At 48.5% G+C, this 25,938-nt stretch carries 25 protein-coding genes and 3 riboswitches; of the genes, 22 read left to right on the top strand and 3 right to left on the bottom strand.

All coding sequences use genetic code 11. The annotated features are described in order from the left end of the window. Positions 1 to 38: 38 nt before the first annotated feature. From GLV98_RS13415 to GLV98_RS13440, 6 genes are all read left to right on the top strand, one after another. Positions 39 to 1,004, top strand: coding sequence for an AAA family ATPase (locus GLV98_RS13415; RefSeq protein ID WP_160916040.1), 966 nt, complete (start codon positions 39 to 41; stop codon positions 1,002 to 1,004). Next, positions 1,001 to 2,266, top strand: a complete 1,266-nt coding sequence (locus GLV98_RS13420) for a DUF58 domain-containing protein (RefSeq protein ID WP_160916042.1) — start codon at positions 1,001 to 1,003, stop codon at positions 2,264 to 2,266. Before GLV98_RS13415 ends, GLV98_RS13420 begins: the two co-directional genes overlap by 4 nt. Further along, entirely contained in the window at positions 2,266 to 4,461 is a 2,196-nt protein-coding gene (locus GLV98_RS13425) for a transglutaminase TgpA family protein (protein WP_160916044.1), read from the top strand. The genes GLV98_RS13420 and GLV98_RS13425 overlap by 1 nt, the downstream gene beginning before the upstream one ends. Positions 4,462 to 4,495: 34 nt before the next feature. Beyond that, positions 4,496 to 4,597, top strand: a riboswitch (purine riboswitch). A gap of 108 nt (positions 4,598 to 4,705) precedes the next feature. Next, entirely contained in the window at positions 4,706 to 6,244 is a 1,539-nt protein-coding gene (guaA, locus tag GLV98_RS13430) for a glutamine-hydrolyzing GMP synthase (protein WP_160916046.1), read from the top strand. Between the two features lie 79 nt (positions 6,245 to 6,323). Then, positions 6,324 to 6,426: riboswitch (purine riboswitch) on the top strand. A gap of 75 nt (positions 6,427 to 6,501) precedes the next feature. Then, a complete protein-coding gene (locus GLV98_RS13435) occupies positions 6,502 to 6,645 on the top strand; it encodes a hypothetical protein (RefSeq protein WP_160916048.1) in 144 nt (47 codons plus the stop codon). A gap of 63 nt (positions 6,646 to 6,708) precedes the next feature. Continuing rightward, positions 6,709 to 8,043: an NCS2 family permease gene (locus GLV98_RS13440; protein ID WP_160916050.1), complete on the top strand. Its 1,335-nt coding sequence runs from the start codon at positions 6,709 to 6,711 to the stop codon at positions 8,041 to 8,043. A gap of 151 nt (positions 8,044 to 8,194) precedes the next feature. Here the strand turns inward: GLV98_RS13440 and GLV98_RS13445 are convergent, their stop codons facing one another. Beyond that, on the bottom strand, positions 8,195 to 8,620 hold the full coding sequence (locus GLV98_RS13445; protein ID WP_160916052.1) for an Hsp20/alpha crystallin family protein: 426 nt from the start codon (positions 8,618 to 8,620) through the stop codon (positions 8,195 to 8,197). A gap of 142 nt (positions 8,621 to 8,762) precedes the next feature. On the opposite strand from GLV98_RS13445, the gene GLV98_RS13450 reads away from it, so the two are divergent. From GLV98_RS13450 to purD, 14 genes are all read left to right on the top strand, one after another. Continuing rightward, the gene (locus GLV98_RS13450) at positions 8,763 to 9,341 is read left to right on the top strand and encodes a DUF2179 domain-containing protein (RefSeq protein ID WP_160916054.1); all 579 of its coding nucleotides are present in this window, start codon (positions 8,763 to 8,765) and stop codon (positions 9,339 to 9,341) included. Next, positions 9,301 to 9,510, top strand: coding sequence for an NETI motif-containing protein (locus GLV98_RS13455; protein WP_160916056.1), 210 nt, complete (start codon positions 9,301 to 9,303; stop codon positions 9,508 to 9,510). Before GLV98_RS13450 ends, GLV98_RS13455 begins: the two co-directional genes overlap by 41 nt. Before the next feature lie 81 nt (positions 9,511 to 9,591). Continuing rightward, positions 9,592 to 9,692: riboswitch (purine riboswitch) on the top strand. A 106-nt stretch (positions 9,693 to 9,798) separates the two neighbouring features. After that, the gene (purE, locus tag GLV98_RS13460) at positions 9,799 to 10,290 is read left to right on the top strand and encodes a 5-(carboxyamino)imidazole ribonucleotide mutase (protein ID WP_160916058.1); all 492 of its coding nucleotides are present in this window, start codon (positions 9,799 to 9,801) and stop codon (positions 10,288 to 10,290) included. Beyond that, positions 10,280 to 11,407 carry a 5-(carboxyamino)imidazole ribonucleotide synthase gene (gene purK / locus GLV98_RS13465; protein WP_160916060.1) on the top strand — a complete coding sequence of 376 codons (1,128 nt, stop codon included), beginning with the start codon at positions 10,280 to 10,282 and terminating at the stop codon, positions 11,405 to 11,407. Before purE ends, purK begins: the two co-directional genes overlap by 11 nt. A 10-nt stretch (positions 11,408 to 11,417) precedes the next feature. Then, positions 11,418 to 12,710 carry an adenylosuccinate lyase gene (gene purB, locus GLV98_RS13470; protein WP_160916062.1) on the top strand — a complete coding sequence of 431 codons (1,293 nt, stop codon included), beginning with the start codon at positions 11,418 to 11,420 and terminating at the stop codon, positions 12,708 to 12,710. Between the two features lie 128 nt (positions 12,711 to 12,838). Next, positions 12,839 to 13,561: a phosphoribosylaminoimidazolesuccinocarboxamide synthase gene (gene purC / locus GLV98_RS13475; protein ID WP_160916064.1), complete on the top strand. Its 723-nt coding sequence runs from the start codon at positions 12,839 to 12,841 to the stop codon at positions 13,559 to 13,561. Then, positions 13,549 to 13,794, top strand: coding sequence for a phosphoribosylformylglycinamidine synthase subunit PurS (purS, locus tag GLV98_RS13480; RefSeq protein ID WP_160916066.1), 246 nt, complete (start codon positions 13,549 to 13,551; stop codon positions 13,792 to 13,794). Before purC ends, purS begins: the two co-directional genes overlap by 13 nt. Before the next feature lies 1 nt (position 13,795). Beyond that, positions 13,796 to 14,479, top strand: a complete 684-nt coding sequence (purQ, locus tag GLV98_RS13485) for a phosphoribosylformylglycinamidine synthase subunit PurQ (RefSeq protein WP_160916068.1) — start codon at positions 13,796 to 13,798, stop codon at positions 14,477 to 14,479. After that, on the top strand, positions 14,463 to 16,688 hold the full coding sequence (gene purL / locus GLV98_RS13490) for a phosphoribosylformylglycinamidine synthase subunit PurL (protein ID WP_160916070.1): 2,226 nt from the start codon (positions 14,463 to 14,465) through the stop codon (positions 16,686 to 16,688). The genes purQ and purL overlap by 17 nt, the downstream gene beginning before the upstream one ends. Continuing rightward, a complete protein-coding gene (gene purF, locus GLV98_RS13495; RefSeq protein WP_160916072.1) occupies positions 16,664 to 18,076 on the top strand; it encodes an amidophosphoribosyltransferase in 1,413 nt (470 codons plus the stop codon). The genes purL and purF overlap by 25 nt, the downstream gene beginning before the upstream one ends. A gap of 12 nt (positions 18,077 to 18,088) precedes the next feature. Further along, positions 18,089 to 19,093: a phosphoribosylformylglycinamidine cyclo-ligase gene (gene purM / locus GLV98_RS13500; protein ID WP_160916074.1), complete on the top strand. Its 1,005-nt coding sequence runs from the start codon at positions 18,089 to 18,091 to the stop codon at positions 19,091 to 19,093. Beyond that, positions 19,090 to 19,668: a phosphoribosylglycinamide formyltransferase gene (purN, locus tag GLV98_RS13505; RefSeq protein ID WP_160916076.1), complete on the top strand. Its 579-nt coding sequence runs from the start codon at positions 19,090 to 19,092 to the stop codon at positions 19,666 to 19,668. Before purM ends, purN begins: the two co-directional genes overlap by 4 nt. Beyond that, complete coding sequence (gene purH / locus GLV98_RS13510; protein WP_160916078.1) at positions 19,665 to 21,197, top strand: bifunctional phosphoribosylaminoimidazolecarboxamide formyltransferase/IMP cyclohydrolase; 1,533 nt, start codon at positions 19,665 to 19,667, stop codon at positions 21,195 to 21,197. Before purN ends, purH begins: the two co-directional genes overlap by 4 nt. Before the next feature lie 18 nt (positions 21,198 to 21,215). Next, entirely contained in the window at positions 21,216 to 22,499 is a 1,284-nt protein-coding gene (gene purD / locus GLV98_RS13515; RefSeq protein ID WP_160916080.1) for a phosphoribosylamine--glycine ligase, read from the top strand. Here the strand turns inward: purD and GLV98_RS20350 are convergent. Together GLV98_RS20350 and GLV98_RS13520 are read right to left on the bottom strand one after the other, a co-directional pair. After that, complete coding sequence (locus GLV98_RS20350; RefSeq protein ID WP_337193754.1) at positions 22,461 to 22,568, bottom strand: EYxxD motif small membrane protein; 108 nt, start codon at positions 22,566 to 22,568, stop codon at positions 22,461 to 22,463. The genes purD and GLV98_RS20350 overlap by 39 nt on opposite strands. 193 nt (positions 22,569 to 22,761) lie before the next feature. Then, positions 22,762 to 23,016, bottom strand: a complete 255-nt coding sequence (locus GLV98_RS13520; RefSeq protein WP_160916082.1) for a YgaP family membrane protein — start codon at positions 23,014 to 23,016, stop codon at positions 22,762 to 22,764. Positions 23,017 to 23,089: 73 nt separating this feature from the next. Here GLV98_RS13520 and GLV98_RS13525 point away from each other — a divergent pair, with 73 nt between their 5' ends. Beyond that, complete coding sequence (locus GLV98_RS13525; RefSeq protein WP_160916084.1) at positions 23,090 to 24,835, top strand: adenine deaminase C-terminal domain-containing protein; 1,746 nt, start codon at positions 23,090 to 23,092, stop codon at positions 24,833 to 24,835. A gap of 37 nt (positions 24,836 to 24,872) precedes the next feature. Further along, positions 24,873 to 25,931, top strand: coding sequence for a DUF3048 domain-containing protein (locus tag GLV98_RS13530; protein ID WP_160916086.1), 1,059 nt, complete (start codon positions 24,873 to 24,875; stop codon positions 25,929 to 25,931). Positions 25,932 to 25,938: the final 7 nt, after the last annotated feature.

Below are 25,938 nucleotides of genomic sequence, written 5' to 3' on the forward strand. Positions count from 1 at the left end.
AGAAAAAATAGTATTTTAGGGAGAAAGGGGTACACCAAATGACTCAGCAGACATTTTTGTATCAACCGAAAATATCGGAAGTACTTAAAAATATGAGGAAGGTCATGATCGGGAAGGAAGAAGCAGCAATGTTGAGCCTTGTCGCGTTACTTGCGAAAGGGCACGTCCTTTTAGAGGATGTTCCGGGTGTCGGAAAGACGATGCTTGTGAAAACGTTAGCTAAATCTCTGGATTGTGACTTTAAGCGCATCCAATTCACGCCAGATTTGCTTCCTTCTGATGTGACGGGTGTATCGATATATAATCCGAAAAGTATGGAATTCGAATTCAGACCTGGTCCGATCCTTGGTAATATCGTTTTAGCTGATGAGATCAACCGGACATCACCAAAGACCCAGTCCGCTCTTTTGGAAGGAATGGAAGAGACGAGTATTACGGTGGATGGGAATACGGTTCCGCTCAGTGATCCGTTTTTCGTCATGGCAACGCAAAACCCGATTGAGTATGAAGGGACTTATCCATTGCCAGAAGCCCAGCTCGACCGTTTCCTTATTAAAATGAAGATGGGATATCCTTCAGCGAAGCAGGAAATGGAGATGCTCTCTAGGACATCGAACGGACACCCGATTGAAGACATTTCCGCTGTACTGACAAGGGAAGAACTCGTGGGGTTGCAAAAAGAAGTGTTGGATGTCTATGTCGATCGTACGGTGAACCGCTATATCATCGACCTTGTGACAGGGACACGGACGCATGACGGCGTTTACCTTGGGGTCAGTCCACGTGGATCGATCGCATTGATGAAAGCAGCTAAGGCATATGCCTTCATTCATGACCGCGATTATGTCGTACCGGATGACGTTCAATTCATGGCTCCTTACGTCCTTTCCCACCGCATGATTCTTACATCGGAAGCAAGGTTTGAAGGACAGACAGCTGAGTCGATCATTGACAGTCTGCTATCCTCTACGTCCATTCCAGTGAAGAGGAACATTAGTGAATGAGACGGAGACTTGGAATTATCGCTAGAAGCCTTGTCGTAGCGATCCTTTTCGTCATCCTGTTTTCCTATGCCATGTTCCAGGGTGGTTTTGTCAGCTGGTTCCTCTTTTATGCCTTTCTGCCGTTTCTCCTTTATATGGCGGCCGTCCTCATTTATCCGGTTCATAATTGGAAAATCGAACGGAATCTATCAAAACGGATGGCAATGGGAAGTGAAACCATTGATGTCGAAGTGAAGTTAAAAAGGAAAGTTCCTTTTCCAATCTATTATTGTATTATCGAAGAACACTTACCGGAATCTCTGAAAAAAGTGGATGAGCACCTGGATAAATACAAGAATATGGATAAAGCGGATCAGTATTATGAACCTCGTAAAGTGAAAAAGGTTGTTTTTCCTTGGTTCAGTAAAACAATCACTTACCGGTACCAACTGGACAAAGTCCCTCGTGGAGACCATAAGTTGAAGGCACTTAGAATCAAAACCGGTGATTTTTTCGGTTTTGTAAAAAAGGAGCACGTCTACCATCAAGAAAGCAAATTGCTTGTTTTTCCTTATATCCGCCCTGTGAAAATGAAAGACCGGGTGTACAGCTTTGAACAGGGGGCGAGCCCTTCTTTCAAGCTGAATGAAAAGAACACGAACATGGTAACAGGTGTGCGTGAATACATGCCTGGCGACCGTTTTGCCTGGGTGGACTGGAAAACGACGGCGAAGAAGAATGAGATGATGACGAAGGAGTTCGAGCAGGAAAAAAGTGTCGACATGATGTTGATCCTGAATGGCGTCTATCATCCCAACATGAGTGAATTGAGTTTTGAAGGAGCGGTGGAATTCACGGCTTCTTTAATGAGGGAGTTCCATAAAAAATCTTCCCCTCTGTCTTTCATGTCCTTGGGTGACAGACGTAAATACTTTCCTTTTCATCAGGACCACGCTCACCAACAGCAGATGCAAGGCCATTTAGCGAAAATTCGTCCTGTCGGGCGCATTCCTTTTGCGCAACAGATTGAACGCGAAAAGTCTTTGATCCCGAGTGGTGTGATGCTTATGATCGTCAGTCATCATTTGGATAAGGATATCCAGGTTGCGATTAGTAAACTCGCAAAGAGAAGCAAGCGTGTCGTCTTTTTCTATGTGCGTCCTCATGGGCAAATGTCGTTCCAGGACCATCAAGCGGTGAAGCAGATGAAAAGTCAAGGCGTCGTAGTCAACGTATTGAATGAGGAACAGCTGACGCAACAACAATTTGAGGTGAACACATGATGGAAGAGCGGCAATCGTTCATCTATAAACTGATTCTCTATATTACTGGTTTTCTATTGTTCTGCGAATGGATGCGGCCGATGGAGCAGATCTCCGATACGGATGATGTCCGCGTTTTCTTCATCTACGCGACGTTCTGCTTTTTTATATCGTTTTTGCAGGTGCCGTGGTATCTATCCATTCCCTTAAAAGGATTGGGTCTTGCGTTCATCCTTGATGGACTTTATATCGCGGAACGCATCTTTTCACGTGACTGGTTTTCTGTTTTATATGAACAGGTGTTATTCAACATCCAAATGATCCAGTCGCAGGAATGGTGGCAGATGACGCCACTTTTCCGCAGTTTATTGTTTTTGATTCTTCTATGGCTGATGAGCTATTTGCTTTATTATTGGTTCGTCGTTGCCCGTCGCATGTTCTTTTTCGTCATATTGACACTTATATACGTCACAGTCGTCGATACGTTTACGATCTTTGATGGCAAATGGGCGATTGTAAGAACGTTCATCCTGGGCATGGTTGCGCTTGGCTTATCGAGTTTCGCCAGAGTGATGGATCAAGAATCGATTTCCTTTAAAGGATTGCAAAAAGCGCAGGTGTGGGCGCTTCCACTCCTTGCTATCATTCTGTTTTCCTCTGCGGCTGCTTACGCCTCACCGAAGCTTGATCCGCAATGGCCGGATCCTGTCCCTTATATTGAAAGTGCGGCAGGCGGGGCTGGACCAGGTGGAAGTGGCAGTGGCACTGTCCAAAAAGTTGGATATGGAGAAGACGACAGCCGGCTTGGTGGTTCGTTTATTCAAGATGATACCCCAATGTTCCGTGCGACAGCGGATGGTCAACGTTACTGGAGGATTGAGTCGAAGGATACGTACACAGGAAAAGGGTGGGAAGACACGCTGGAAGAGCCAGTGACGAACATGGACCCGCAAAACATCAGCTACGAATTGTTTACGGACAATGTGGAAGTGGAAGAGCAGACGGTCATGATTGAAATGTCACGACAGGCTTCTTTCCAAAAGCTGGTCTATCCCTATGGCTTATCTTCTCTCGTCAGGTTCCCGAATGACTATGAACTTCGTGTCCATGAGAACACGGGGGAAATGGATACCGTGAAAGGTGATTCTCCTGCGAAGGTGAATGAGTTCATCGCCAATTATGAGTATCCATCCTTTGAATACAATCAACTGCGTGAAGCGGGAGATGACGATCCTCAAGAAATTCGTGATCAGTACCTTCAGCTTCCTGAAGGTTTGCCGAACCGTGTGAGGAACTTGGCAGGTCAAATTGTCGAAGCCGAAGACAATCGATATGATCGTGCTAAAGCGATCGAGTCTTACTTTTCTTCTAATGGCTTTGAATACTCCACGACGGATGTACCTGTGCCAGACGAAAATGAGGACTATGTCGATCAGTTCTTATTCGAGTCCCAGCTCGGTTATTGTGATAACTTTTCTACATCGATGGTCGTCATGCTTCGATCTGAAGGAATTCCAGCCCGCTGGGTGAAAGGATTTACCGGAGGAGAGCGCATAGACACGCTTGAAACCGAACTTAGTGATGATCTGCAAAATGTCTATCAAGTCACAAGCGGAAATGCCCACTCCTGGGTAGAGGTTTATTTCCCTGAGATCGGCTGGGTACCTTTTGAGCCGACCAAAGGGTTTACGAACAACACAGATTTCTATACCGATGTAGAAACAGAAGAAGGGGAAGATCCAGCAGCGGCCCCGGATAGTGAGACACCAGAAGATCAAATGGGGAACCCGCAGCAAATGGAAGAAGAAGAAAGTTCTGATGCTGCAGGCGCCGCAGGTTCATCGGATCAAAGTTACACATGGTTATGGGTGCTCCTAAGTGCAATCCTTGTAGCAGCGATCATACTTTACTTCACAAGGTATCGTTGGATGACGGCGCTTCTCATCCGTAAGTACCGGAAGAACAAAGATGAAGAGACATACGAAAAAGCGTACCATTACCTTTTGAAAGTGCTTGACCATAAAGGGTTCAAGCGGAAGCCGGAACAGACCTTGCGTGATTTCGCGCTATCGGTCGATCAGCATTACCAGTCAAATGACATGCGCCGTTTGACTAACCATTATGAGCGTGTCATCTACCGGAATGAGGCTCAAAGTACGCAGTGGCCGAAAGTCACTGAATTATGGGAAAATTTAATCAAAAAGACATTGTCTTGATTCCTTTTCATGCGGTTGATAGAATGAATGAAAATTATCAGATGCATTCTTCCTTCGTATATCCTCGGGAATATGGCCCGAGAGTCTCTACCGGGGCACCGTAAACGCCCTGACTATGAAGGTAGGAATCACGTGACATGTATGTACATGGATGGATTTCTGCCTTCGTCGTCGTTGATTGGAGGCAGGGAATCCATCCATTTTTTTATGAAAATAAAAGTCTATAGATCAAGGAGTGGAACAGATGGAACAAGTACAAGGCATGATTCTCGTGCTGGACTTCGGGAGCCAGTATAACCAATTGATTACACGAAGAATCCGTGAATTCGGTGTGTATAGTGAACTTCATTCTCACAAAATGAGCATCGAAGAGATTAAATCGATGAACCCAAGTGGGATTATTCTATCCGGTGGACCGAACAGCGTCTACGGGGAGGAAAGCTTCCGTTGTGATGAGCAGATTTTTGAACTCGGCATTCCAGTCCTTGGCATCTGCTACGGTATGCAATTGATGACCCATCATTTCGGTGGGAAAGTCGAACGGGCTAAAGAGCGTGAATATGGTAAAGCAGACATCAACGTGGCGAAAGAGCCAGTGATCTTTGCTAAAACACCGAGAGAACAAACGGTTTGGATGAGCCACAGTGATAAAGTCATCGAAGCTCCTGAAGGTTTCCAAGTGGATGCGACTAGCCCGTCCTGTCCAGTTGCCGCCATCAGCAACGATGAAGCACGCATGTACGGTGTCCAGTTCCACCCGGAAGTCCGTCATTCCGAATACGGAAATGATATTCTCCGCAGTTTCGTCTTTGACGTATGTGAAGCGACCGATGATTGGACGATGGAACATGTCGTCGAGATGGAAGTTGACAAGATCCGTGAACAAGTCGGCGACCGTAAAGTATTGTGCGCCTTGAGTGGTGGCGTGGATTCCTCTGTCGTCGCTGCTTTGATTCACCGTGCCATTGGTGATCAGCTCACTTGTATTTTTGTCGATCACGGCCTGCTTCGTAAAAATGAAGCCGATGATGTTATGCGTACCCTTGGAGACGGCTTCAACATGAACATCATCAAGATTGATGCTAAAGACCGCTTTATGAGCAAGCTTGAGGGTGTATCCGACCCTGAGAAGAAGCGGAAAATCATCGGCAATGAATTCATTTATGTTTTTGATGATGAAGCAGAGAAGCTCAAGGAAATCGACTTCCTTGCACAAGGAACGCTTTACACGGATATTATTGAAAGTGGTACAGAGACCGCGCAGACGATCAAGTCCCACCACAATGTCGGTGGCCTGCCTGAGGACATGCAGTTCGAATTGATCGAGCCGCTGAACACGTTGTTCAAAGATGAAGTGCGTGCGCTAGGAACAGAGCTTGGTGTGCCTGAACATATCGTCTGGCGCCAGCCGTTCCCAGGGCCGGGACTTGCAATCCGTGTACTTGGTGAAGTGACAGAAGAAAAGCTTGAAATCGTTCGCGAATCAGATTTTGTCCTTCGTGATGAAATCAAAAAAGCAGGTCTTGACCGTGACATCTGGCAATACTTCACAGTACTTCCGGATATCCGTTCCGTAGGAGTCATGGGCGATGAGCGTACGTATGATTACACGATCGGTATCCGTGCTGTGACATCCATTGATGGCATGACATCGGATTGGGCACGTATTCCATGGGACGTTCTTGAGAAGATCTCTACTCGAATCGTCAACGAAGTCGATCACATCAACCGTGTCGTGTATGATGTAACGAGTAAGCCACCTGCAACGATCGAGTGGGAATAATCGAACATTAGTTTTAATTTTATATTTAATGTTCGGATTTAAGGTTGACGGATGATGTCGAACCTTGTAAGATAGAGACAAATGAATAAAGCAACACCGTCGTATAATTTTGGGGATAAGGCCCATGAGTTTCTACCAGACTACCGTAAATCGGTCTGACTACGTTGGTGAATAGACGATGAGGGAGACCTGTATGATAGTCTCACCTTTCGTCCGTTTCCTTCGTATAGATGTAGACACTCTTGGAGCTTCCAAGAGTGTCTTTTTTTGGTACCAGGTACACCCACATGCTTCATGTGTACCTGGTACCGGATAGGCTCCGGCCGGTACCAGGTACGAAAAAAGAGAAAGCGTACCCGGTACCGATTGGAGTGAACGTAGTGCCAGGTATGCAGAAGTAACCGGTGCGTACCGTGCACGAGTAAGGCGTGAGATGAATAGAGGGAAAAGGGGAGGAAACGTTTATGAGTAAGTTTTTTAAGTTTGAAAAGTTTGGGACGACATATCGCAGGGAGTTTATGGCTGGTTTAACAACCTTCCTCGCGATGGCATACATTTTGTTCGTTAACCCATCTACACTTGCACTTGATGGAATTGAGCAGCTTCCTGAGGGTGTAACAAGGATTGATAAAGGAGCTGTATTTACAGCGACGGCAATCGCAGCCGCTGTCGGTACGCTCATTATGGGATTGTTCGCCAAATACCCGATTGCCCTCGCTCCGGGCATGGGGTTAAATGCATTCTTCGCCTACACGGTCGTTTTAGGTTTCGGGATTCCGTGGGAAACAGCGCTCGCAGGCGTTTTGGCTTCTGGACTTATATTTATAGTATTGACGGTAACAGGCCTGCGGACGATGATCATTGATGCGATTCCTGCGAACTTGAAGCTCGCGGTCGGTGCGGGGATTGGTTTGTTCATCGCATTCATCGGTTTCCAGAATTCCGGAATCGTGCAGAACAGTGATGCAACACTAGTACAGCTTGGCGACTTGACGGCAGGGCCGACGTTGCTTTCTATCTTCGGGATCATCGTCAGTGTCATGCTGATGGCGATGGGATTGAAAGGCGGTATTTTTTACGGAATGGTCCTGACATCGATTGCAGGTATGGTGACAGGGTTGATCGTTCCGCCGGCTGGTTTTGGAGATATTGTGAGCACAGCTCCTAGCGTTGCGCCGACTTTCGGTGCGGCCTTCACGCATTTTGGTGAAATCTTTACGATTGAGATGCTTGTCGTCATTTTAACATTCTTATTCGTCGACTTTTTCGATACAGCCGGAACGCTTGTAGCTGTAGCGACGCAGGCTGGTTTTATGAAAGATAATAAATTGCCGCGTGCCAACCGTGCGTTATTTGCAGATTCAGCGGCAACAGTTGTTGGTGCTGCTGTCGGTACTTCAACTACGACATCTTACATTGAGTCTACAGCTGGTGTCGGAGCAGGTGGACGTACAGGGTTCACATCTGTAGTCACAGCTGGATTCTTCATTTTGGCGCTTTTCTTCTCACCACTATTATCTGTGGTTACCGCGGAAGTGACGGCGCCAGCATTGATTATCGTTGGTGTGCTCATGGCTTCTACGCTAAAAAATATCGATTGGGATCAGTTTGAAATCGCCGTCCCTGCTTTCTTTACGATTGCTGCAATGCCGATGACCTACAGCATTGCAACAGGGATTGCCATCGGGTTCATTTTCTATCCGATCACGATGCTGCTGAAGGGGCGCGGAAAAGAGATTCATCCGATTATGTACTTCCTATTCGTTATTTTTGTGCTGTACTTTATCTTCCTGGCGTAAAGGTACGGGTGAATCACTGATCAGGTGAATCTGCCAATATAATTGCGAAACCCGCTAATAAAAGCTGCAAAGCTGCTAATATAGCTTGGCAGCAGCTAGATTCATCCAGTCAAAAAAAGAAACCGGCGCGCCGTTCGAACGGCTGCCGGTTTTATTCATCCTCTAAATGGCGGATCGTAATCGGTCGCTGTTTTGTGGAATCGGATATATAGCGGTGAAGCTGGATGACGAGCAGTCCGTGCTTATACGTCGCTTCTACTTTGTCGTGCCGTACTGGGAAAGGAAGGTCGATGCTTCGCTCAAACGAGCCGTCGGCAATCTCTGATTTGATCTGGTGTCCGCCACGATTGTTGATTTCGATCTTTCCGCTCAATGTCAATGTCGAATGGTCGACAAGGACGTCGACATTTTTCGGGTGATTCATGCCCGGGATGTTGACGAAGCAAAGCAGTTCATTGTCGTATTGATACATGTTGATTGCTGGAACGGCGGGCTTCATCATGCCGTCGAAGTCTCCCCAGAAATCCTGCCCGAAGAAGCGGTCGAGGTTGGTTTTCCAGTCTTTGAATTGATTCATGTCATCAGCCTCCAAAAAATGTCATAGATTGCGTTAAAAACCTATTGTGCACGTCTCTTCTCATGGTTTATAGTGTATGCAAAGAACATCGTCTAGGTGAATGTCACGATTTGTGCAACCCTAGCGTAGGAGGCTTTCAACTATGTTAGAAAATCCGTTATTGCTCATTGGGATTATTTTAGCTGTCAACATTGTCTATGTGTCGTTTTTTACCCTCCGTATGATTTTTACGCTGAAGGGGCAGCGGTATTTTGCTGCGTTCATCAGCATGTTCGAAATCGTGACGTACATTTTTGGACTGGGGCTCGTCCTCGACCGCCTGGATCAAATTGAAAACGTCATTGCTTATGCCGTTGGTTATGGTCTCGGTGTCATCGTCGGGATGAAGATTGAAGAGAAGCTCGCTCTCGGGTATATTACAGTTAATGTGATATCTTCAGACCCAGACATTGAATTCACCCGCAGACTCCGTGAAAAAGGGTATGGTGTCACGAGCTGGTACGCGTATGGCATGGAAGGCGACCGCTTGGCGATGCAGATCCTGACGCCTCGGAAGTATGAACTTGCTTTGTATGAAACGATCCGTTATATCGATCCGAAAGCTTTTATCGTGGCATATGAACCGAAGCAGATTCATGGTGGATTCTGGGCGAAATCCGTGAAGAGAGGAAAGATTCGTGATGCCCAAAAAGAACAACAAGAACAGCAAGAAGCGCTTTGAAGTCGGTGAAAATGAAACGATCGGTCAATGTCTTGACCGCATGAAGAAAGAAGGATTCACGCCGATCCGCCGTGCGGAAGAGCCTGTTTTCCGTGAAGAAACCCGTAATGGGGAAAAAGTGATGGAACCTGTAGGGAAAACCATCGTATTTCATGCAGTGAAGGAATAAAACCGAACGATCAAATGTAACGTTTTTATTAATGTTCGATATTTGCGTTGACATGTTGGAATAGAACTTGATATGATGAAGGCAGAATTGCATAGACGACCTCATATATGACGGGGATATGGCCCGTACGTCTCTACCTGGGAACCGTAAATTTCCGGACTATGAGGGGAGCTTAAGCTGTAAAGAAGCTTTCTCAGACCGGACACACGTGTGCCTGTTCGACTCCTCTCATTTTTTGAGGGGCGTCGGGTAGGCTTTTTTAATGCTACGAAAGAAAAGAGGGATTCGATGGCAAGTGTTGGTGTAATCATGGGCAGCCTTTCAGATTGGGAAACGATGAAAGAAGCGTGCAGCGTTTTGGATGAGCTTTCGATCGATTATGAAAAAGAAATCATCTCGGCACACCGTACACCGGAAGATATGTTCACATACGCAGATACAGCCCGGGAAAAAGGGTTGAAAGTGATTATTGCAGGAGCAGGGGGTGCGGCTCACTTACCGGGAATGGTCGCATCCAAAACGACACTGCCGGTTATCGGCGTTCCAGTAGAATCGAAAGCTTTGCAAGGATTGGATTCGCTCTTATCCATCGTGCAAATGCCTGGGGGCGTTCCTGTTGCAACCGTTGCGATTGGAAAGGCCGGCGCGAAGAATGCGGGACTTCTGGCAGCTGAAATGATGGGAGCTTTCGATCAGGAAGTTGCATCAAAACTAGCAGACTACCGCCGGCAGATGGTAGACAAAGTGGACGGAATGAGGAGGGATCTTCGTGAAAGCTGACGTGATTCGACCAGGGAGAACAATCGGCATTCTAGGAGGCGGACAGCTCGGTCGGATGATGGCTGTCGCTGCAAGACATATGGGCTATCGAATCGCTGTGCTTGATCCTGCGGAAAATTGTCCGTGTGCCCCGATTGCAGAGGAGCACATCATCGCTGAATACGATGACTTGGAAGCGGCGGAGCGATTGAGTTCGGTCAGTGACGTGATTACTTACGAATTTGAAAACGTCGATCTTAATGTGGCACGGCTTTTTGAAGAAAAAGGGAAGCTGCCGCAAGGAGCATTCGCGCTTGAGGTAACTCAAAACAGAGCCAAAGAGAAGGAAATCGCCGTCGATGCTGGATTGTCCGTTCCTGAGTATCGCATCGTAACCACTTTTGAAGAGGTGGAAGAAGCGTTGGAAGCCACAGGCTATCCTGCTGTCATCAAGACAGTCAGCGGCGGCTATGATGGCAAGGGACAGCAGAAAATCGAAGACGAAACCCATCTCGAGGATGTCCGCTCTTTTTTGAAAGAAGGCGGCACCTATATTGTGGAGCAGTGGCTTGAATTCGATCTTGAAATTTCTCAAGTGTTTACAAGATCAATGGATGGACGAATTAACCCGTTCCCAATTGCGGAAAATATCCATAAGAACCACATTTTGCATGAATCACGAGTTCCAGCAACCGTCTCTGGTCATGTGGAAGAGCGCGCCCGTGAAGCGGTCGAAGTTTTGGCTGAACGAATCGGAGTGGTCGGTACATTTGCTGTGGAAATGTTTGTAAAAGGTGATGACATTTTCATCAATGAAATGGCTCCACGTCCGCATAACTCCGGTCATTATACGATTGAAGCGTGCAGCGTATCGCAATTCGAACAGCATGTCCGTGCGATTTGCGGCCTTCCGCTACTGCCGGTCCATTCGTTCGGCGCCGCGGTGATGGTGAACGTGCTCGGCAAACATCGTGGCATTTTGCTGGATCGTCTCGAATATTACCACGGCTTTCATTTCCATGACTATGGGAAAAAAGAAGCCCGTCAGACTCGTAAAATGGGGCACATCACCTTTGTTGGTGACAACTTAGAAGAAATCGACAAACGCATCACAGAAAATCAGATCCATTTATGGTAGGAGGAAGACAATGATTGAACGTTATACACGCCCGGAAATGGGTGCGATTTGGACAGAAGAAAATAGATACCAGGCATGGCTTGAGGTTGAACTTTTAGCGTGTGAAGCTTGGAGTGAACTTGGGGTCATCCCGAAAGAAGATGTGAAGAAGCTGCGCGAGGGTGCCTCTTTTTCCATCGATCGTATTCACGAAATTGAAGCAGAAACCCGTCACGATGTTGTAGCCTTTACCCGTGCCGTTTCCGAAACAGTTGGTGAAGAAAGGAAGTGGGTCCACTACGGCCTGACTTCGACAGACGTTGTTGACACGGCGCTCTCCTATCAACTGAAGCAGGCGAATGAAATCATCCGCCGGGACCTCGTCAACTTCATCGAGATCCTTGGTGAAAAGGCGAAGGAACACAAACACACGGTCATGATGGGCCGTACCCATGGCGTGCATGCCGAGCCGACGACATTCGGTTTGAAGCTTGCGCTTTATTATGAAGAAATGAAGCGGAACCTGGAGCGTTTGGATCTTGCAATGGACCACATCCAGTTCGGAAAACTTTCCGGAGCCGTCGGGACATATGCCAACATCGATCCTTTTGTGGAAGAGTATGTGTGTGAAAAGCTTGGTCTGAAGCCTGCGCCTGTTTCTACACAGACGTTGCAGCGTGACCGTCATGCTCATTATGTATGCACCCTTGCTTTGGTTGCGACATCGATCGAAAAGATTGCTGTGGAAATTCGCGGTCTGCAGAAGACGGAAACACGTGAAGTCGAAGAATTTTTCGCTAAGGGTCAAAAAGGATCTTCTGCGATGCCGCACAAACGGAATCCGATCGGTTCTGAAAATATGACCGGAATGGCACGCGTGCTACGCGGTCATATGCTGACGGCCTTTGAAAATGTGCCGCTTTGGCATGAACGTGACATTTCTCACTCTTCCGCAGAGCGAATCATTCTGCCTGACGCAACAATCGCTTTGAATTACATGTTATACCGTTTCGGCAACATCGTGAAGAACTTGACTGTGTTCCCTGAACGGATGCAGGAAAACATGGAGAAAACATACGGCTTGATCTTCTCCCAGCGCGTACTGTTGACGCTGATCGATGAAGGCCTGGTCCGCGAAGAAGCGTACGACCTCGTCCAGCCGAAGGCCATGGAATCCTGGGAGCGCGGGATCCCGTTCCGTGAGCTGATTGAAGCAGACGACAAGATCACATCCACTCTGTCCCAAGCACAGCTGGATGCCTGCTTCGACTACAAGCACCACCTGAAACAAGTCGACCGTATTTTCGACCGTATCGGACTATAGGTCTGTCCCGGAGAGAAGAACGGTAAGTGAACGGTAAGATGATGGAAAATACTGTATGACCTGGTACACCAGAAACTGGTGTACCAGGTCATACAAAAAATCCCAATTCCTTAGCGAGGTGTTTCTGTATGAAGGGTTCTTTATTGTACGAAGGGAAAGCGAAACGGGTGTATCATACGACAGATGAGTCGGATCAGCTCGTTTTATCATATAAAGATGACGCGACAGCATTTAACGGCAAGAAAAAAGACGAGTTCGCAGGCAAAGGACGCCTCAACAACTTGATTACCTCGAAAGTATTCCAATACTTACACCAGCACAACATTACGACCCACTTTATCGAAGCTCTGAACGACACCGAACAACTGGTCAGCCGAACGAACATCATTCCTCTTGAAGTCGTCGTACGCAACCAGGCGGCTGGCAGCATTACTCGCCGTCTCGGAATCGAGGAAAAAACGAGCTTCACTCCACCGATCATTGAATTGTTTTACAAGAAAGACGAATTGAATGACCCACTCATCAACGATGTCCACGCTTATCACCTGACGGACATTACAGAACAAGAACTCACGTTTATCAAACAACAAGCTTTAGACATTAACATTGAACTACAAAAGCTGTTCCGCTCGGCAGGATTGACGCTTGTTGATTTCAAATTGGAATTCGGACGCCTCAAAGATGGCACGATCGTCCTTTCTGATGAAATTTCCCCGGATACGTGCAGGCTCTGGGACGAGGAAACAGGCGAGAAAATGGATAAAGACGTCTTCCGGGAAAGTACCGGCGACTTGATCGATACGTACACCAAAATACTACATCGACTGGAGGAGAGCGTATGCGCAAAGTAAAGATCCACATCACATTAAAAGAAGGTGTCCTTGATCCACAGGGAAAAGCCGTCCACAACTCCCTGCAATCGTTACAATACAACAACGTCCAGGACGTACGCGTCGGAAAGTACATGGAAGTGATGGTTGAAGATAGTGACAATCTCGAAGCGGAGATTGATCGCATGTGTGACCAGCTTCTTGCTAACCCTGTCATCGAAAATTACAGCTATACGATTGAGGAGGCGGGTTAACTTGAAATTTGCTGTCATTGTTTTTCCAGGATCGAACTGTGATCGTGATATGTACTTCGCTGTGAAGGATCAACTCGGAGCAGAAGCGGATCTTGTCTGGTATAAGGAAGCGAATCTAGCAAACTATGATGGAATTTTAATCCCGGGCGGCTTCTCGTACGGTGACTATCTCCGCTCGGGTGCCATCGCTTCTACTTCTGATGTCATTACGCAAATCCGCGAAGCGGCAGAGGCAGGAAAACCAGTCCTTGGTGTTTGCAACGGATTCCAGATCCTTCTCGAAATGGGACTTCTTCCGGGAGCGATGCTTCCGAATGAAAAGCTCAAGTTCATGTGCCATTTTGAAACCCTGACGGTCGAAAATGCCGACACAATGTTCACCCGTCAATACGGCGAGAAGGAAAAAATCCAAATCCCGATTGCACACGGAGACGGCAATTACTTTTGTGACGAAGAAACGCTTCAGAAGCTTCAAAACAACAAGCAGATCGTCTTTACGTATGACCAAAACCCGAACGGGTCCGTTGGTAACATTGCTGGCATCACCAATGAAAAAGGGAATGTACTCGGCATGATGCCACACCCGGAGCGGGCGGTCGAAGCGCTTCTTGGTCACGATGACGGTCTGCGTCTATTTCAATCGATTTTGACACACTGGAGGGAACACCATGCCATCAATGCTTGAGATCAGTCCAGAACAAATCGAAGAACAGCACGTTTATAGAGAGATGGGTCTGAAGGATGACGAGTATGCTTCCATCCGCTCGATTCTCGGTCGACGTCCGAACTACACGGAAACAGGGTTGTTTTCCGTTATGTGGTCGGAACATTGCAGCTATAAAAACTCCAAACCGCTTTTGAAAAAGTTCCCTACGGAAGGTGCGCACGTGCTGCAAGGTCCCGGGGAAGGGGCGGGAATCATCGACATCGGTGATGATCAGGCTGTCGTTTTCAAAATTGAAAGCCACAACCACCCTTCTGCTGTTGAACCGTATCAAGGCGCAGCGACAGGCGTCGGCGGCATTCTGCGTGACGTCTTCTCGATGGGCGCCCGTCCCATTGCGCTTCTGAACTCGCTTAGGTTCGGCTCATTGCAACAGCCCCGTGTGAAGTACCTTTTTGAAGAAGTCGTCCGCGGCATTGCGGGTTACGGCAACTGCGTCGGCGTTCCAACCGTCGGCGGGGAAGTCCAGTTTGATGATGCATACAATGGCAATCCGCTCGTCAATGCGATGTGTGTCGGCTTGATCGATCATAAGGATATTCAAAAAGGGATTGCTGCAGGTGTTGGCAACACGGTCATGTATGTCGGAGCCAAAACCGGACGTGATGGCATCCACGGCGCTACTTTCGCATCAGAAGAATTGTCGGAAGAGTCCGAAGAAAAGCGTCCATCTGTACAAGTAGGGGACCCTTTTATGGAAAAACTGCTCATTGAAGCTTGTCTTGATGTCATTCAGCATGATGCTCTTGTCGGTATTCAGGATATGGGGGCAGCAGGTCTCACTTCATCGGCAAGTGAAATGGCGAGTAAAGCAGGTACGGGGATGACGATGAATCTCGATCACATCCCGCAGCGTGAAGAACATATGACGGCCTATGAAATGATGCTCTCTGAATCTCAGGAACGCATGCTGCTCGTCGTAGAAAAAGGACGCGAAGAAGAGATTGCGAAAGTTTTCCGTAAGTATAATCTGGAAGCAGTAGCGGTCGGGGAAGTGACGGATGCGAAACGCTTCCGCCTCGAGCATCATGGGGAGGTTGTTGCTGATGTTCCTGTCGATTCTCTTGCTGAGGATGCGCCGGTCTACCACCAGCCGTCCCGCGTTCCTGCTTACTATGAAAAGTTTCAAAGAATGGAAGACTATAAACCTGAAGTCACAGACTACCGGGAAACATTGGTGAATCTATTGAAACAGCCGACAATCGCCAGCAAAGAATGGGTGTACGATCAGTACGATTCCATGGTCCAAACAAATACCGTCGTCACTCCAGGTTCGGATGCGGCTGTGCTTCGCGTACGCGGTACGAACAAAGCGCTCGCGATGACGACCGACTGCAACTCCCGCTATCTCTATGTAGATCCAGAAGTCGGTGGGAAAATCGCTGTCGCTGAAGCAGCAAGAAACATCGTCTGCTCCGGTGGTCGTCCACTCGGAATTACAGACGGGCTCAATTTCGGGTCACCGGAAAACCCGGAAATCTTCTGGCAGATGGAAAAAAGCGTCGATGGTATGAGCGAGGCGTGCCGTGATCTTGAAACACCTGTCATCGGTGGGAACGTCAGCTTGTACAACGAATCGTTCGGAGGTCAGGCCATTTACCCGACACCGATTGTCGGTATGGTCGGTTTGATTGATGATGTCCAACATATCACGCGTTCCCATGCTCAGAATGCTGGTGATTTAATTTACGTCATCGGAGAAACGCTCGCGGAATTCGGCGGCAGTGAACTGCAGGGCATGCTCGAAGGAAAGCATTTCGGAAAAGCTCCTTCACTCGATCTGAAGACAGAGTATAACCGTCAAAAGCAGCTGCTGACAGCGATTCGCGCAGGCCTTGTGGTCTCTGCCCATGACGTGTCCGAAGGTGGTTTGTCTGTAGCTCTTGCAGAAAAGCTGTTTGAGAATGAGTTCGGTTGCGAGGTGACTCTCAAAGGTGAACCAGTCACCGCGCTGTTCGCAGAATCACAGTCACGCTTCATCGTCACCGTAGCGCCGGAACAAAAGGGCGCGTTCGAACAGAGTGTCACAGACGCTCGTTTGATCGGAACCGTGACGGAAAACGGGGTGTATAGAATCAAGCAGGAAGGCGTCGTTCTGGAAGAAAAGACATCAGTGTTGAAAGAAGCATGGAAAGGAGCGATCGGATGCTTGCTGAAATCAAAGGGTTAAATGAAGAATGCGGCATTTTCGGCGTTTGGGGGCATCAGGATTCGGCCCAGCTGACGTATTACGGCTTACATGCCCTCCAGCACCGCGGTCAGGAGGGAGCTGGAATCGTCACAACGGACGGTGAACAGCTGAAGCTTGCCAAAGGACACGGCCTCATCAATGAAGTTTTCTCGGAAAATCAGCTCGAAGATTTGAGTGGTCATGCGTCAATCGGCCACGTGCGCTATGCAACGGCAGGGGATGGCGGCTATGAGAATATTCAGCCGCTCCACTTCCGTTCTCAGACAGGCGGGTTGGCTCTTGCTCATAATGGAAACCTTGTGAACGCCCAGGCGTTGAAAAATCAGCTGGAGGCGCAGGGGAGTATTTTGCAGACGACTTCTGATACCGAAGTGGTCGCCCACTTAATCAAACGCGCACGCCATCTTCCTCTTGAGCAGGCGATCATGGAAGCTCTGTCGATGATCAAAGGCGCGTATGCCTTTCTCGTCATGACTGAGGATCGCATGTTTGTTGCCAATGATCCGCGTGGATTGCGTCCACTGAGCCTTGGGCATCTCGGCGAATCGTGGGTCGTCTCTTCAGAAACGTGTGCTTTTGATGTAATAGGGGCTGAGTATGACCGGGAAATCGATCCTGGTGAGCTCTTGATCATATCAGATGAGGGCATAGAATCCAAACGGTTCTCCGCTCCCATTCAACGCACGCTCTGTTCCATGGAATATGTCTACTTTTCAAGACCGGACAGCAACCTTGACGGGAAAAATGTCCATGCCTCCCGTAAACGGATGGGAAAATCGCTTGCGGAAGAAGCACCGGTTGATGCGGATGTCGTGACTGGTGTACCAGACTCAAGTATCTCGGCAGCCATCGGATATGCGGAAGCATCCGGCATTCCTTATGAGCTGGGGTTGATCAAAAACCGCTATGTCGGCCGGACGTTCATCCAGCCGTCGCAGGAACTTCGTGAACAAGGGGTGAAAATGAAGCTTTCTGCTGTCCGAGGGATCGTCGAGGGGAAAAAAGTCGTCATGGTCGATGATTCCATCGTAAGGGGGACGACCAGCCGGCGAATCGTGAAGATGTTGAAGGAAGCGGGGGCGAAGGAAGTCCATGTGCGGATCGCGTCTCCACCGATTCAAAACCCTTGTTACTACGGCATTGATACATCCAACAGCGGTGAGCTGATTGCTGCGAACAATTCCGTCGAAGAAATTGAAGAGCAGATCGGCGCTGACAGTCTCGCTTTTTTATCGGTCCAGGGATTGAACGACAGTATTTATCAGGGTGAAGAGTCGTTGAAGCACGGCGGATGTATGGCGTGTTTTACTGGCAATTACCCGACAGAAATTTATCCGAACACGATGCATCCATATGAAAAAGCATAGGAGGGAAGCGAGATGAGTCAATCGTATAAACAGGCAGGCGTCGATGTCGAAGCTGGTTACGAAGCGGTCGAGCGGATGAAAAAGCATGTCGCCCGCACGATGCGGCCGGAAGTGATGGGAGGACTCGGTTCTTTCGCTGGATTGTTTGACCTCAGCGGCATGAGCTATGAACAACCCGTCCTTGTGACAGGAACAGACGGAGTCGGAACGAAGCTGAAACTGGCGTTCGAGATGGATCAGCATGATACAATCGGCATAGATGTTGTCGCGATGTGTGTCAACGATATCGTTGCCCAAGGCGCAGATCCGCTTCTGTTTTTGGATTACATCGCCTGTGGAAAAAATGATCCTGCGCGTATCGAGCAGATCGTCAAAGGAATTTCGGATGGCTGTGAACAATCCGGAGCTGCTTTAGTCGGCGGCGAAACGGCAGAAATGCCGGGCATGTATGAGGCAGATGAATACGACCTCGCCGGCTTTGTTGTTGGAATGGCGGATAAAGAGCAGATCATTACAGGTGCTGAAATCAAAGAAGGAGATGTCTTAGTCGGTCTTCCTTCCTCCGGCGTCCATTCGAACGGATTCTCTCTGGTCAGGAAACTCATCGCAGATCTGGACCTTGCTACGGTACCGGCGGGCTGGACCCGGACGCTTGGAGACGTCCTGCTGACGCCAACCAGGATTTATGTTCCTGAGATTCAATCGCTGAAGAAAAACACCACCATCAAAGGGATCGCGCACATCACGGGAGGCGGCTTTTACGAAAACCTTCCACGCACCCTTCCGGAAGGACTTGGCTGCGAGATTGATCCTGACAGTTGGCAGGTACCGGAGGTGTTCCGTTTTTTACAAGAAAAAGGATACATCAGTGACGAGGAAATGTTCGGTGTGTTCAACATGGGCATTGGCATGGTCGTCGTGCTTGATCCTTCTGATGTAAATGCTGCGTTCGGAGCGTCAGAGGATGCGGTCGTCATCGGAAAAGTGACCAATGAGGAAGGAGTGCAGGGAATATGATCAACATCGCTGTCTTCGCCTCCGGCACCGGTTCGAATTTTGATGCGATCGTCAGCAAGGTGGAATCTGGAGAGCTTGAAGCGAACATCGCTCTGCTCGTCTGTGACCGCATCGGGGCTCCTGTCATCGAAAAGGCACAGAAGCATGAAATCGATACCGTCGTTTACCGTGCGAAAAGTTTTCCAGACAAAGCGGCTTATGAACAGGCCGTGCTGGAGGACTGCCGGCAGCGGGGCATTGAATTCATCGTGCTCGCCGGATATATGCGGCTGATCGGGCCGACATTATTGAAGCCGTATGAGCGTCGCATCGTCAACATCCACCCGTCCCTGCTTCCGGCGTTCCCGGGGAAAGATGCCATCGGTCAGGCGTTGGAGAAAAAAGTGAAAGTGACTGGCGTAACGGTCCATTATATCGATGACGGCATGGATACAGGACCGATCATTGCCCAGGAACCTATTCCTATAGAAGAAAACGACACAGCGGATGATGTAAAAGACAAAATCCAGGCGGTCGAACACCGCCTCTACCCACAAGTGATTCAATCATTATTCATCAAGGAGGAATCTCAATGAAAAAACGTGCCCTACTAAGCGTATCCAACAAACAAGGATTGACTGATTTTGCAAAAAAACTACACGAACTCGACTATGAGCTTATTTCTACAGGTGGCACGAAACGAGCCATTGAGGAAGCGGGAGTCCCGGTGCAATCCATTTCCGAGGTGACTGAATTTCCGGAAATCATGGACGGACGTGTGAAGACGCTTCACCCTTCGGTCCATGGTGGGCTACTTGCTAAGCGCTCCAATGAAGAGCATATGAAGCAGTTAGAGGAACTGAATATCGAAACCATCGACCTTGTCGCCGTCAACTTGTACCCGTTCAAGGAAACGATCGCAAAAGAAGGCGTCACAGAAGCGGATGCGATTGAGAACATCGATATCGGTGGCCCGACGATGCTGCGCTCGGCTGCGAAGAGTTTTGAAGATGTCGCGGTCGTCGTTGATCCTGCCGATTATGATGAGGTCATTGAAGGTCTAGAGAACGATGCGCTTTCCTATGAGGCCAGACGTAAGCTTGCGGCCAAAGTGTTCCGTCATACGGCCAACTACGACTCAATGATTGCCGAATACTTTTCCGGTTTGACCGAAGAACCATTTCCAGAGACATATTCCGTCACCTATGAAAAAGTTCAATCCTTACGATATGGAGAAAACCCGCACCAGAACGCTGCTTTTTATAAGAAAGCGAACTTCGGAGGAACGTCTCTTGCTGAGGCTGAACAGCTGAACGGGAAAGAACTTTCCTACAACAACATCCAGGATGCTAACGCGGCCCTTGAAGTGGTGCTTGAGTTCAACCAGCCGGCAGCGGTCGCAGTTAAGCACATGAACCCATGTGGTGTTGGAGTTGGTGAGAACTTGTATGACGCGTATGTAAAAGCGTATGAAGGCGACCCTGTTTCCATTTTCGGAGGCATTGTTGCCTTGAACAGGGAAGTGGATGCTGATACAGCAGCGAAGTTGAAAGAAATTTTCCTTGAGATCATCATTGCTCCGTCCTTCAGTCAAGATGCGCTTGATATCCTGACTACGAAGAAGAACCTTCGATTGCTGAAAGTGGACATGAAAAAGGCGGATCGCCCGGCTCACAAGCTTGTGACTGTTAACGGCGGGCTGCTCGTGCAAGATGCTGATGAAGGTTCGCTTGAGGACGTGGGGCTTGAAGTAGCGACCGAACGTGAGCCGTCAGAGCAAGAACTTGAAGATTTGAAACTTGGCTGGAAAGTCGTCAAGCATGTAAAGTCGAACGCGATCGTCGTAGCAAAAGGGGACCGTACACTCGGTGTCGGTGCCGGTCAGATGAACCGTGTCGGCGCAGCGAAAATTGCTTTTGAACAAGCAGGTGAGAAAGCAGAAGGCAGCATCATGGCTTCCGACGCCTTTTTCCCGATGCCGGATACCGTAGAGGCTGCAGCGCAAGCAGGTGTGACCGCGATCATTCAGCCTGGCGGTTCCAAGCGTGATCAGGATTCCATTGATGCCTGCAACAAACATGGCGTCGCGATGGTCTTTACAAGAATGCGTCACTTCAAACACTAATCGAAAGGGTGGAGTCTTATGAACGTATTGGTCGTCGGTCGAGGTGGCCGGGAACACAGCCTTGTACAAAAGTTCGCTGAAAGTGCTCAAGTGGATCGGATATTCGCTGCTCCTGGAAACGCAGGGATGGGTCAGGTGGCTGAATGCATCGATACGAGTGAGCAGGATTTTGACGGGCTGGTAGCTTTTGCCCGTGAGAACAATGTGGGACTGACCGTGGTAGGCCCGGAAAACCCTTTGCTTGATGGATTGGTGGATGCTTTTCAAGAAGCGGACCTGCCGGTGTTCGGTCCGACCAAAGCAGCCGCACTCATTGAAGGAAGCAAACATTTTGCCAAACAGCTGATGCACAAGTACGAGATTCCGACTGCTGGATATGAAGCTTTTTCAAATGTGGAGGCTGCCCAATCCTACATTAAAGAAAAAGGCGCACCGATTGTCGTAAAGGCGGACGGGCTGGCGGCAGGAAAAGGGGTCGTCGTAGCTGAAACCGTGGACGAGGCGCTGTCAGCAGCGGAAGACATGCTTGAAAATGGCCAGTTCGGCGATGCAAGCCGTGAAATCGTCGTAGAGGAGTATTTGGCAGGGGATGAATTTTCATTGATGGCGTTTGTGAATGATTCGAATGTCTATCCGATGATTCCTGCGAAAGACCATAAGCGGGCCTATGATGGAGATCAGGGGCCGAATACAGGTGGAATGGGCGCCTTCGCTCCTGTGCAGGAAGTGAGTAAATCTTCGTACGCGTTTGCCGTAGAGTCGATCGTGAAGCCGGTAGCGGCAGCTATGGTCGAAGAAGGACGACCGTTTACAGGGATCTTGTATGCGGGACTGATTGAAACGACGGAGGGCCCTAAAGTGATTGAATTCAATGCACGATTCGGTGACCCCGAAACACAGGTCGTTTTACCTTTATTAGAAAATGATCTGGTGCAAGTGATGATGGATGTGCTTGATGGGAAGAATCCTGACCTGACATGGTCGAAGGACGTTTGTGCGGGAGTGGTCGTCGCTTCCGAAGGCTATCCTGGTGCTTATGAAAAAGGACGTCCATTACCTATGGTGGAAGTGGATGGTGATGGGTTTATCGTCCATGCAGGGACAGCCTGGGAAAACGGGAAGTATGTATCCAGCGGCGGGCGCGTCCTTCTGATTGGAAATAGAGGAGAGGACTTGGCGCAAGCGCTGGACCGTACGTATCAATCGCTCCGGCCATTTGAGGGTCAAAGCGACTTTTTCTATCGAAGAGATATCGGACGTTCATCAGTCTCTTCGGCGGCTCCGCATGCCGACGTAGAATAAAGCGGCAATGGAACCGATGACGGTGACGATGACGAAACCGACGTCTGTAAAGTACTCCATAAAATCCATAGGTTTCATCCTTTTGAAGAAAGAGCGGGGCAATCCCGCTCTTTCTTTGGTTATTGGAATTTATCAATTGAAAATTAGTTATATCAACCAAAACCTAGATCTATCGGCTAAACCTTATTTTTATCGGCCAAACTTTTGATATATCGACGGAACAAGAAAATCATCGGCAGAAACATGCCGTACACCTCCGCGGTTATTGGTCCTGCGGAATATTTTGCTGCCAGCTTTGCTCGATGCCGTCTTTTTCAGTAGCCATTTCTTCATAGACGGCGGTCAAAGGGCAGAAGCGTACAATCCCTTCCGCAACCTTCAATGCAGACAACATGATCAGAAGCGGGTGGGAAGAATCGTCTTCTCTACGTGCACCGCGGATGGTTAAATAGGTCAGCATACTAAGACCCGCCGTGATGCGGACCATACTGTTGATGATTCCGATATTCGGTTTCATTGTGCTTCCTCCTTACCAGAATGGAAGTTCCTGTGTTACCATAGAACATAATGATCTCAGGGAGGTACGCTCCATGAACGAAACACGTTTCCGTTGGCGGAACCGTCAGCTGCGTGAACATGCAGCTATCATTGATGGAAGAACGGCGCCGACGAAATTAATCAAAAATACAACATACTTGAATGTTTACTTAAAGAAATGGATGCATGGCCACATTTGGTTGTATGATGATCGCATCATATACACCGGCCAAGAGCTTCCTTCCCATACAGAAGGTACGGAAATCATTGATGGCACAGACAGTTATATCGTGCCTGGCTATATTGAACCGCATGCCCACCCATTTCAGTTATATAATCCCCAGAGCTTTGCAGAATATGCGGCAGAGACAGGGACCACAACGCTCGTCAACGATAACTTGATGTGGCTTTTTTTAACAGAAAAAGAGAAAGCGTTTTCTTTATTGGAAGAATTCATGGATTTACCGGCAACGATGTACTGGTGGGCGCGTTTTGACCCGCAGTCGGTGCTTCGGGACGAAGATCGTCACACTTTTGATTCGCAGATTCCGGATTGGATTGCTCACGATGCCGTCATTCAGGGTGGGGAACTAACGGCATGGCCGGATGTTCTTCATCGTGGGGACGAGCAGATTCTGCACTTTATGCAGGAAACGAAACGCTCAAGGAAGCCTTTGGAAGCCCACTTGCCGGGTGCTTCTGAACAGACGCTTGTGAAGATGCGCCTGCTCGGCATGGATTCAGAACACGAATCGATGAGTGCTGACGATGTTCTGAAGCGATTGGAAATCGGCTATCAGACAGGATTGCGTTATTCCTCCATCCGCCCGGATCTTCCGGATATTTTACAAGGGCTTGTGGAGAAAGGGCACACCCATTTCGACCATATGATGTACACAACGGATGGGTCGACGCCTGGCTTTTATCGTGAAGGACTGATCAATCCATGTATCCAAATCGCATTGGATGCCGGCGTGCCTGACATCGATGCGTACATGATGGCTACGTATCAGGCCGCCCGTCACTTCGGAATCGAGAATCGGGTAGGAAGCTTGAACGCCGGGCGCGTCGCTCACTTGAACTTTTTATCAGACCCGAAAGACCCGACGCCGCACTCCGTCATTGCTAAAGGCGAATGGACGAAACGGGACGGAAAGGTTTTGAGGAAAAAAACACCGATCCAGTGGAAGAAAAATGGGGTGAAGCCGCTCGATCTTGATTGGGAAGTGACCGATGCGGATATGCAATTTTCCATGCCCATCGGTCTTGAGATGGTGAACGATGTAATCATGAAACCTTATGCCATGGATACGGACGCTTCCACGGACCGGCTGGGTGAGGACAATAAAGAATCCTACCTCATGCTGATGGACCGTGAAGGGGAATGGATGGTCAATACGATGCTGAAAGGATTTACACAAACGTTGGGTGGCCTCGTCAGCTCCTATAGCAATACAGGGGATATCATATTGACAGGAAAATCGCGTAAAGATATGAAAAAGGCCTTTCAGCGCATGAAGGAAATCGGTGGCGGGATTGTTCTGGTGAATGATGGGGACGTTCTTTTTGAACTGCCGTTGTCTCTTGGCGGAGTGATGGCCGATCTGCCGATGAAAGAGTTGATGGAGGAAGAAGCGAAATTGAAAGAATGCCTGTTGGAGCATGGGTTTACGTTCAATGATCCTGTTTACACGCTTCTCTTTTTGTCATCTATGCATCTGCCATTCATCCGAATCACACCGCTTGGAATCATGGATGTGAAAAAGAAAGAGGTACTCTTTCCTTCAATAATGCGTTAAAATAAGAGAGGGAATTCAGATAAGGGAAGTGCTTTTATTGAGAAAGCTTACATTCTTCAGCTTGCTTGTCGTCCTTTTTCTCAGCGCTTGTAATGAGAAAGCAGGGGCCGCACAACCTGAAGAAACGCAAGAGAAAGAAACAGCGGTCGAAGAACAAATAGAGACAGAAGAGAACGTGACCGTTGATGAAAAGGAAGAAACCGAACAAGCCTACACAGAAACGTTTCCACTGACTGGGAAACCGAAGGCTGAACAAACCGAGCGCCGGATTTTATCCGTTATGGTGAATAACCATCCGAAGGCAAGGCCTCAATCAGGGTTGAGTCATGCCGATATCGTCTATGAGATTTTGGCAGAGGGGCAGATCACGCGCTTCCTTGCTTTGTTCCATAGTGACATTCCTGATACAATAGGTCCGGTAAGAAGTGCACGCCCATACTATTTCGAAATCGCTGATGGATTTGATGCGCTGTACACGTACCACGGTGCGTCGGCGGCCATCAATCAAAAAGTTGCCAATAGCGGTGTCGATCACTTAGATGGAGCGATGTATGACAACAATGGCTGGTTATTCGAACGGTCCTCGGAACGTAAAGCTCCACACAACTCCTACCTTTTGACTGATGGAGTTGAGCAAGCCGTTTCAAGTAAAGGCTACGATGCTTCAGGAGAACCTGAGGCCCTGCCGTTTGCTGAAGAAGGTTCGTTAGACGGAACACCCGTGGATGACGTCCAGATCACTTATGGCAGTCGGACGAATGTGAGTTTTACTTACGATGACGAGAACGAGCAGTTTTTACGTTCTAGTGATGGAGAGCCGACCATCGACCGCTTGAACGAAGAACGGGTGGCTGTCGACAATGTGTGGATCATTGAAACAGACCATCAGATCATCGATAACGTCGGACGGCGTGCGATTGATCTTACATCAGGCGGGAACGGGTATCTTTTGCAAAAAGGAAAAATGAAAGAAGTACAGTGGAAGAACGTCGATGGACGATTGCTTCCCTATAAAGACGGCAGCCCTCTGGCATTCACGCCCGGGAAGACTTGGGTGAACATCATTCCAGGAAGCGCTGCAGTAGAAACAGAGTAAGGAGGGA

The organism is Halobacillus litoralis (assembly GCF_009856415.1).
In the GTDB taxonomy this organism is placed as follows: Bacteria; Bacillota; Bacilli; order Bacillales; family Halobacillaceae; genus Halobacillus; species Halobacillus litoralis_C.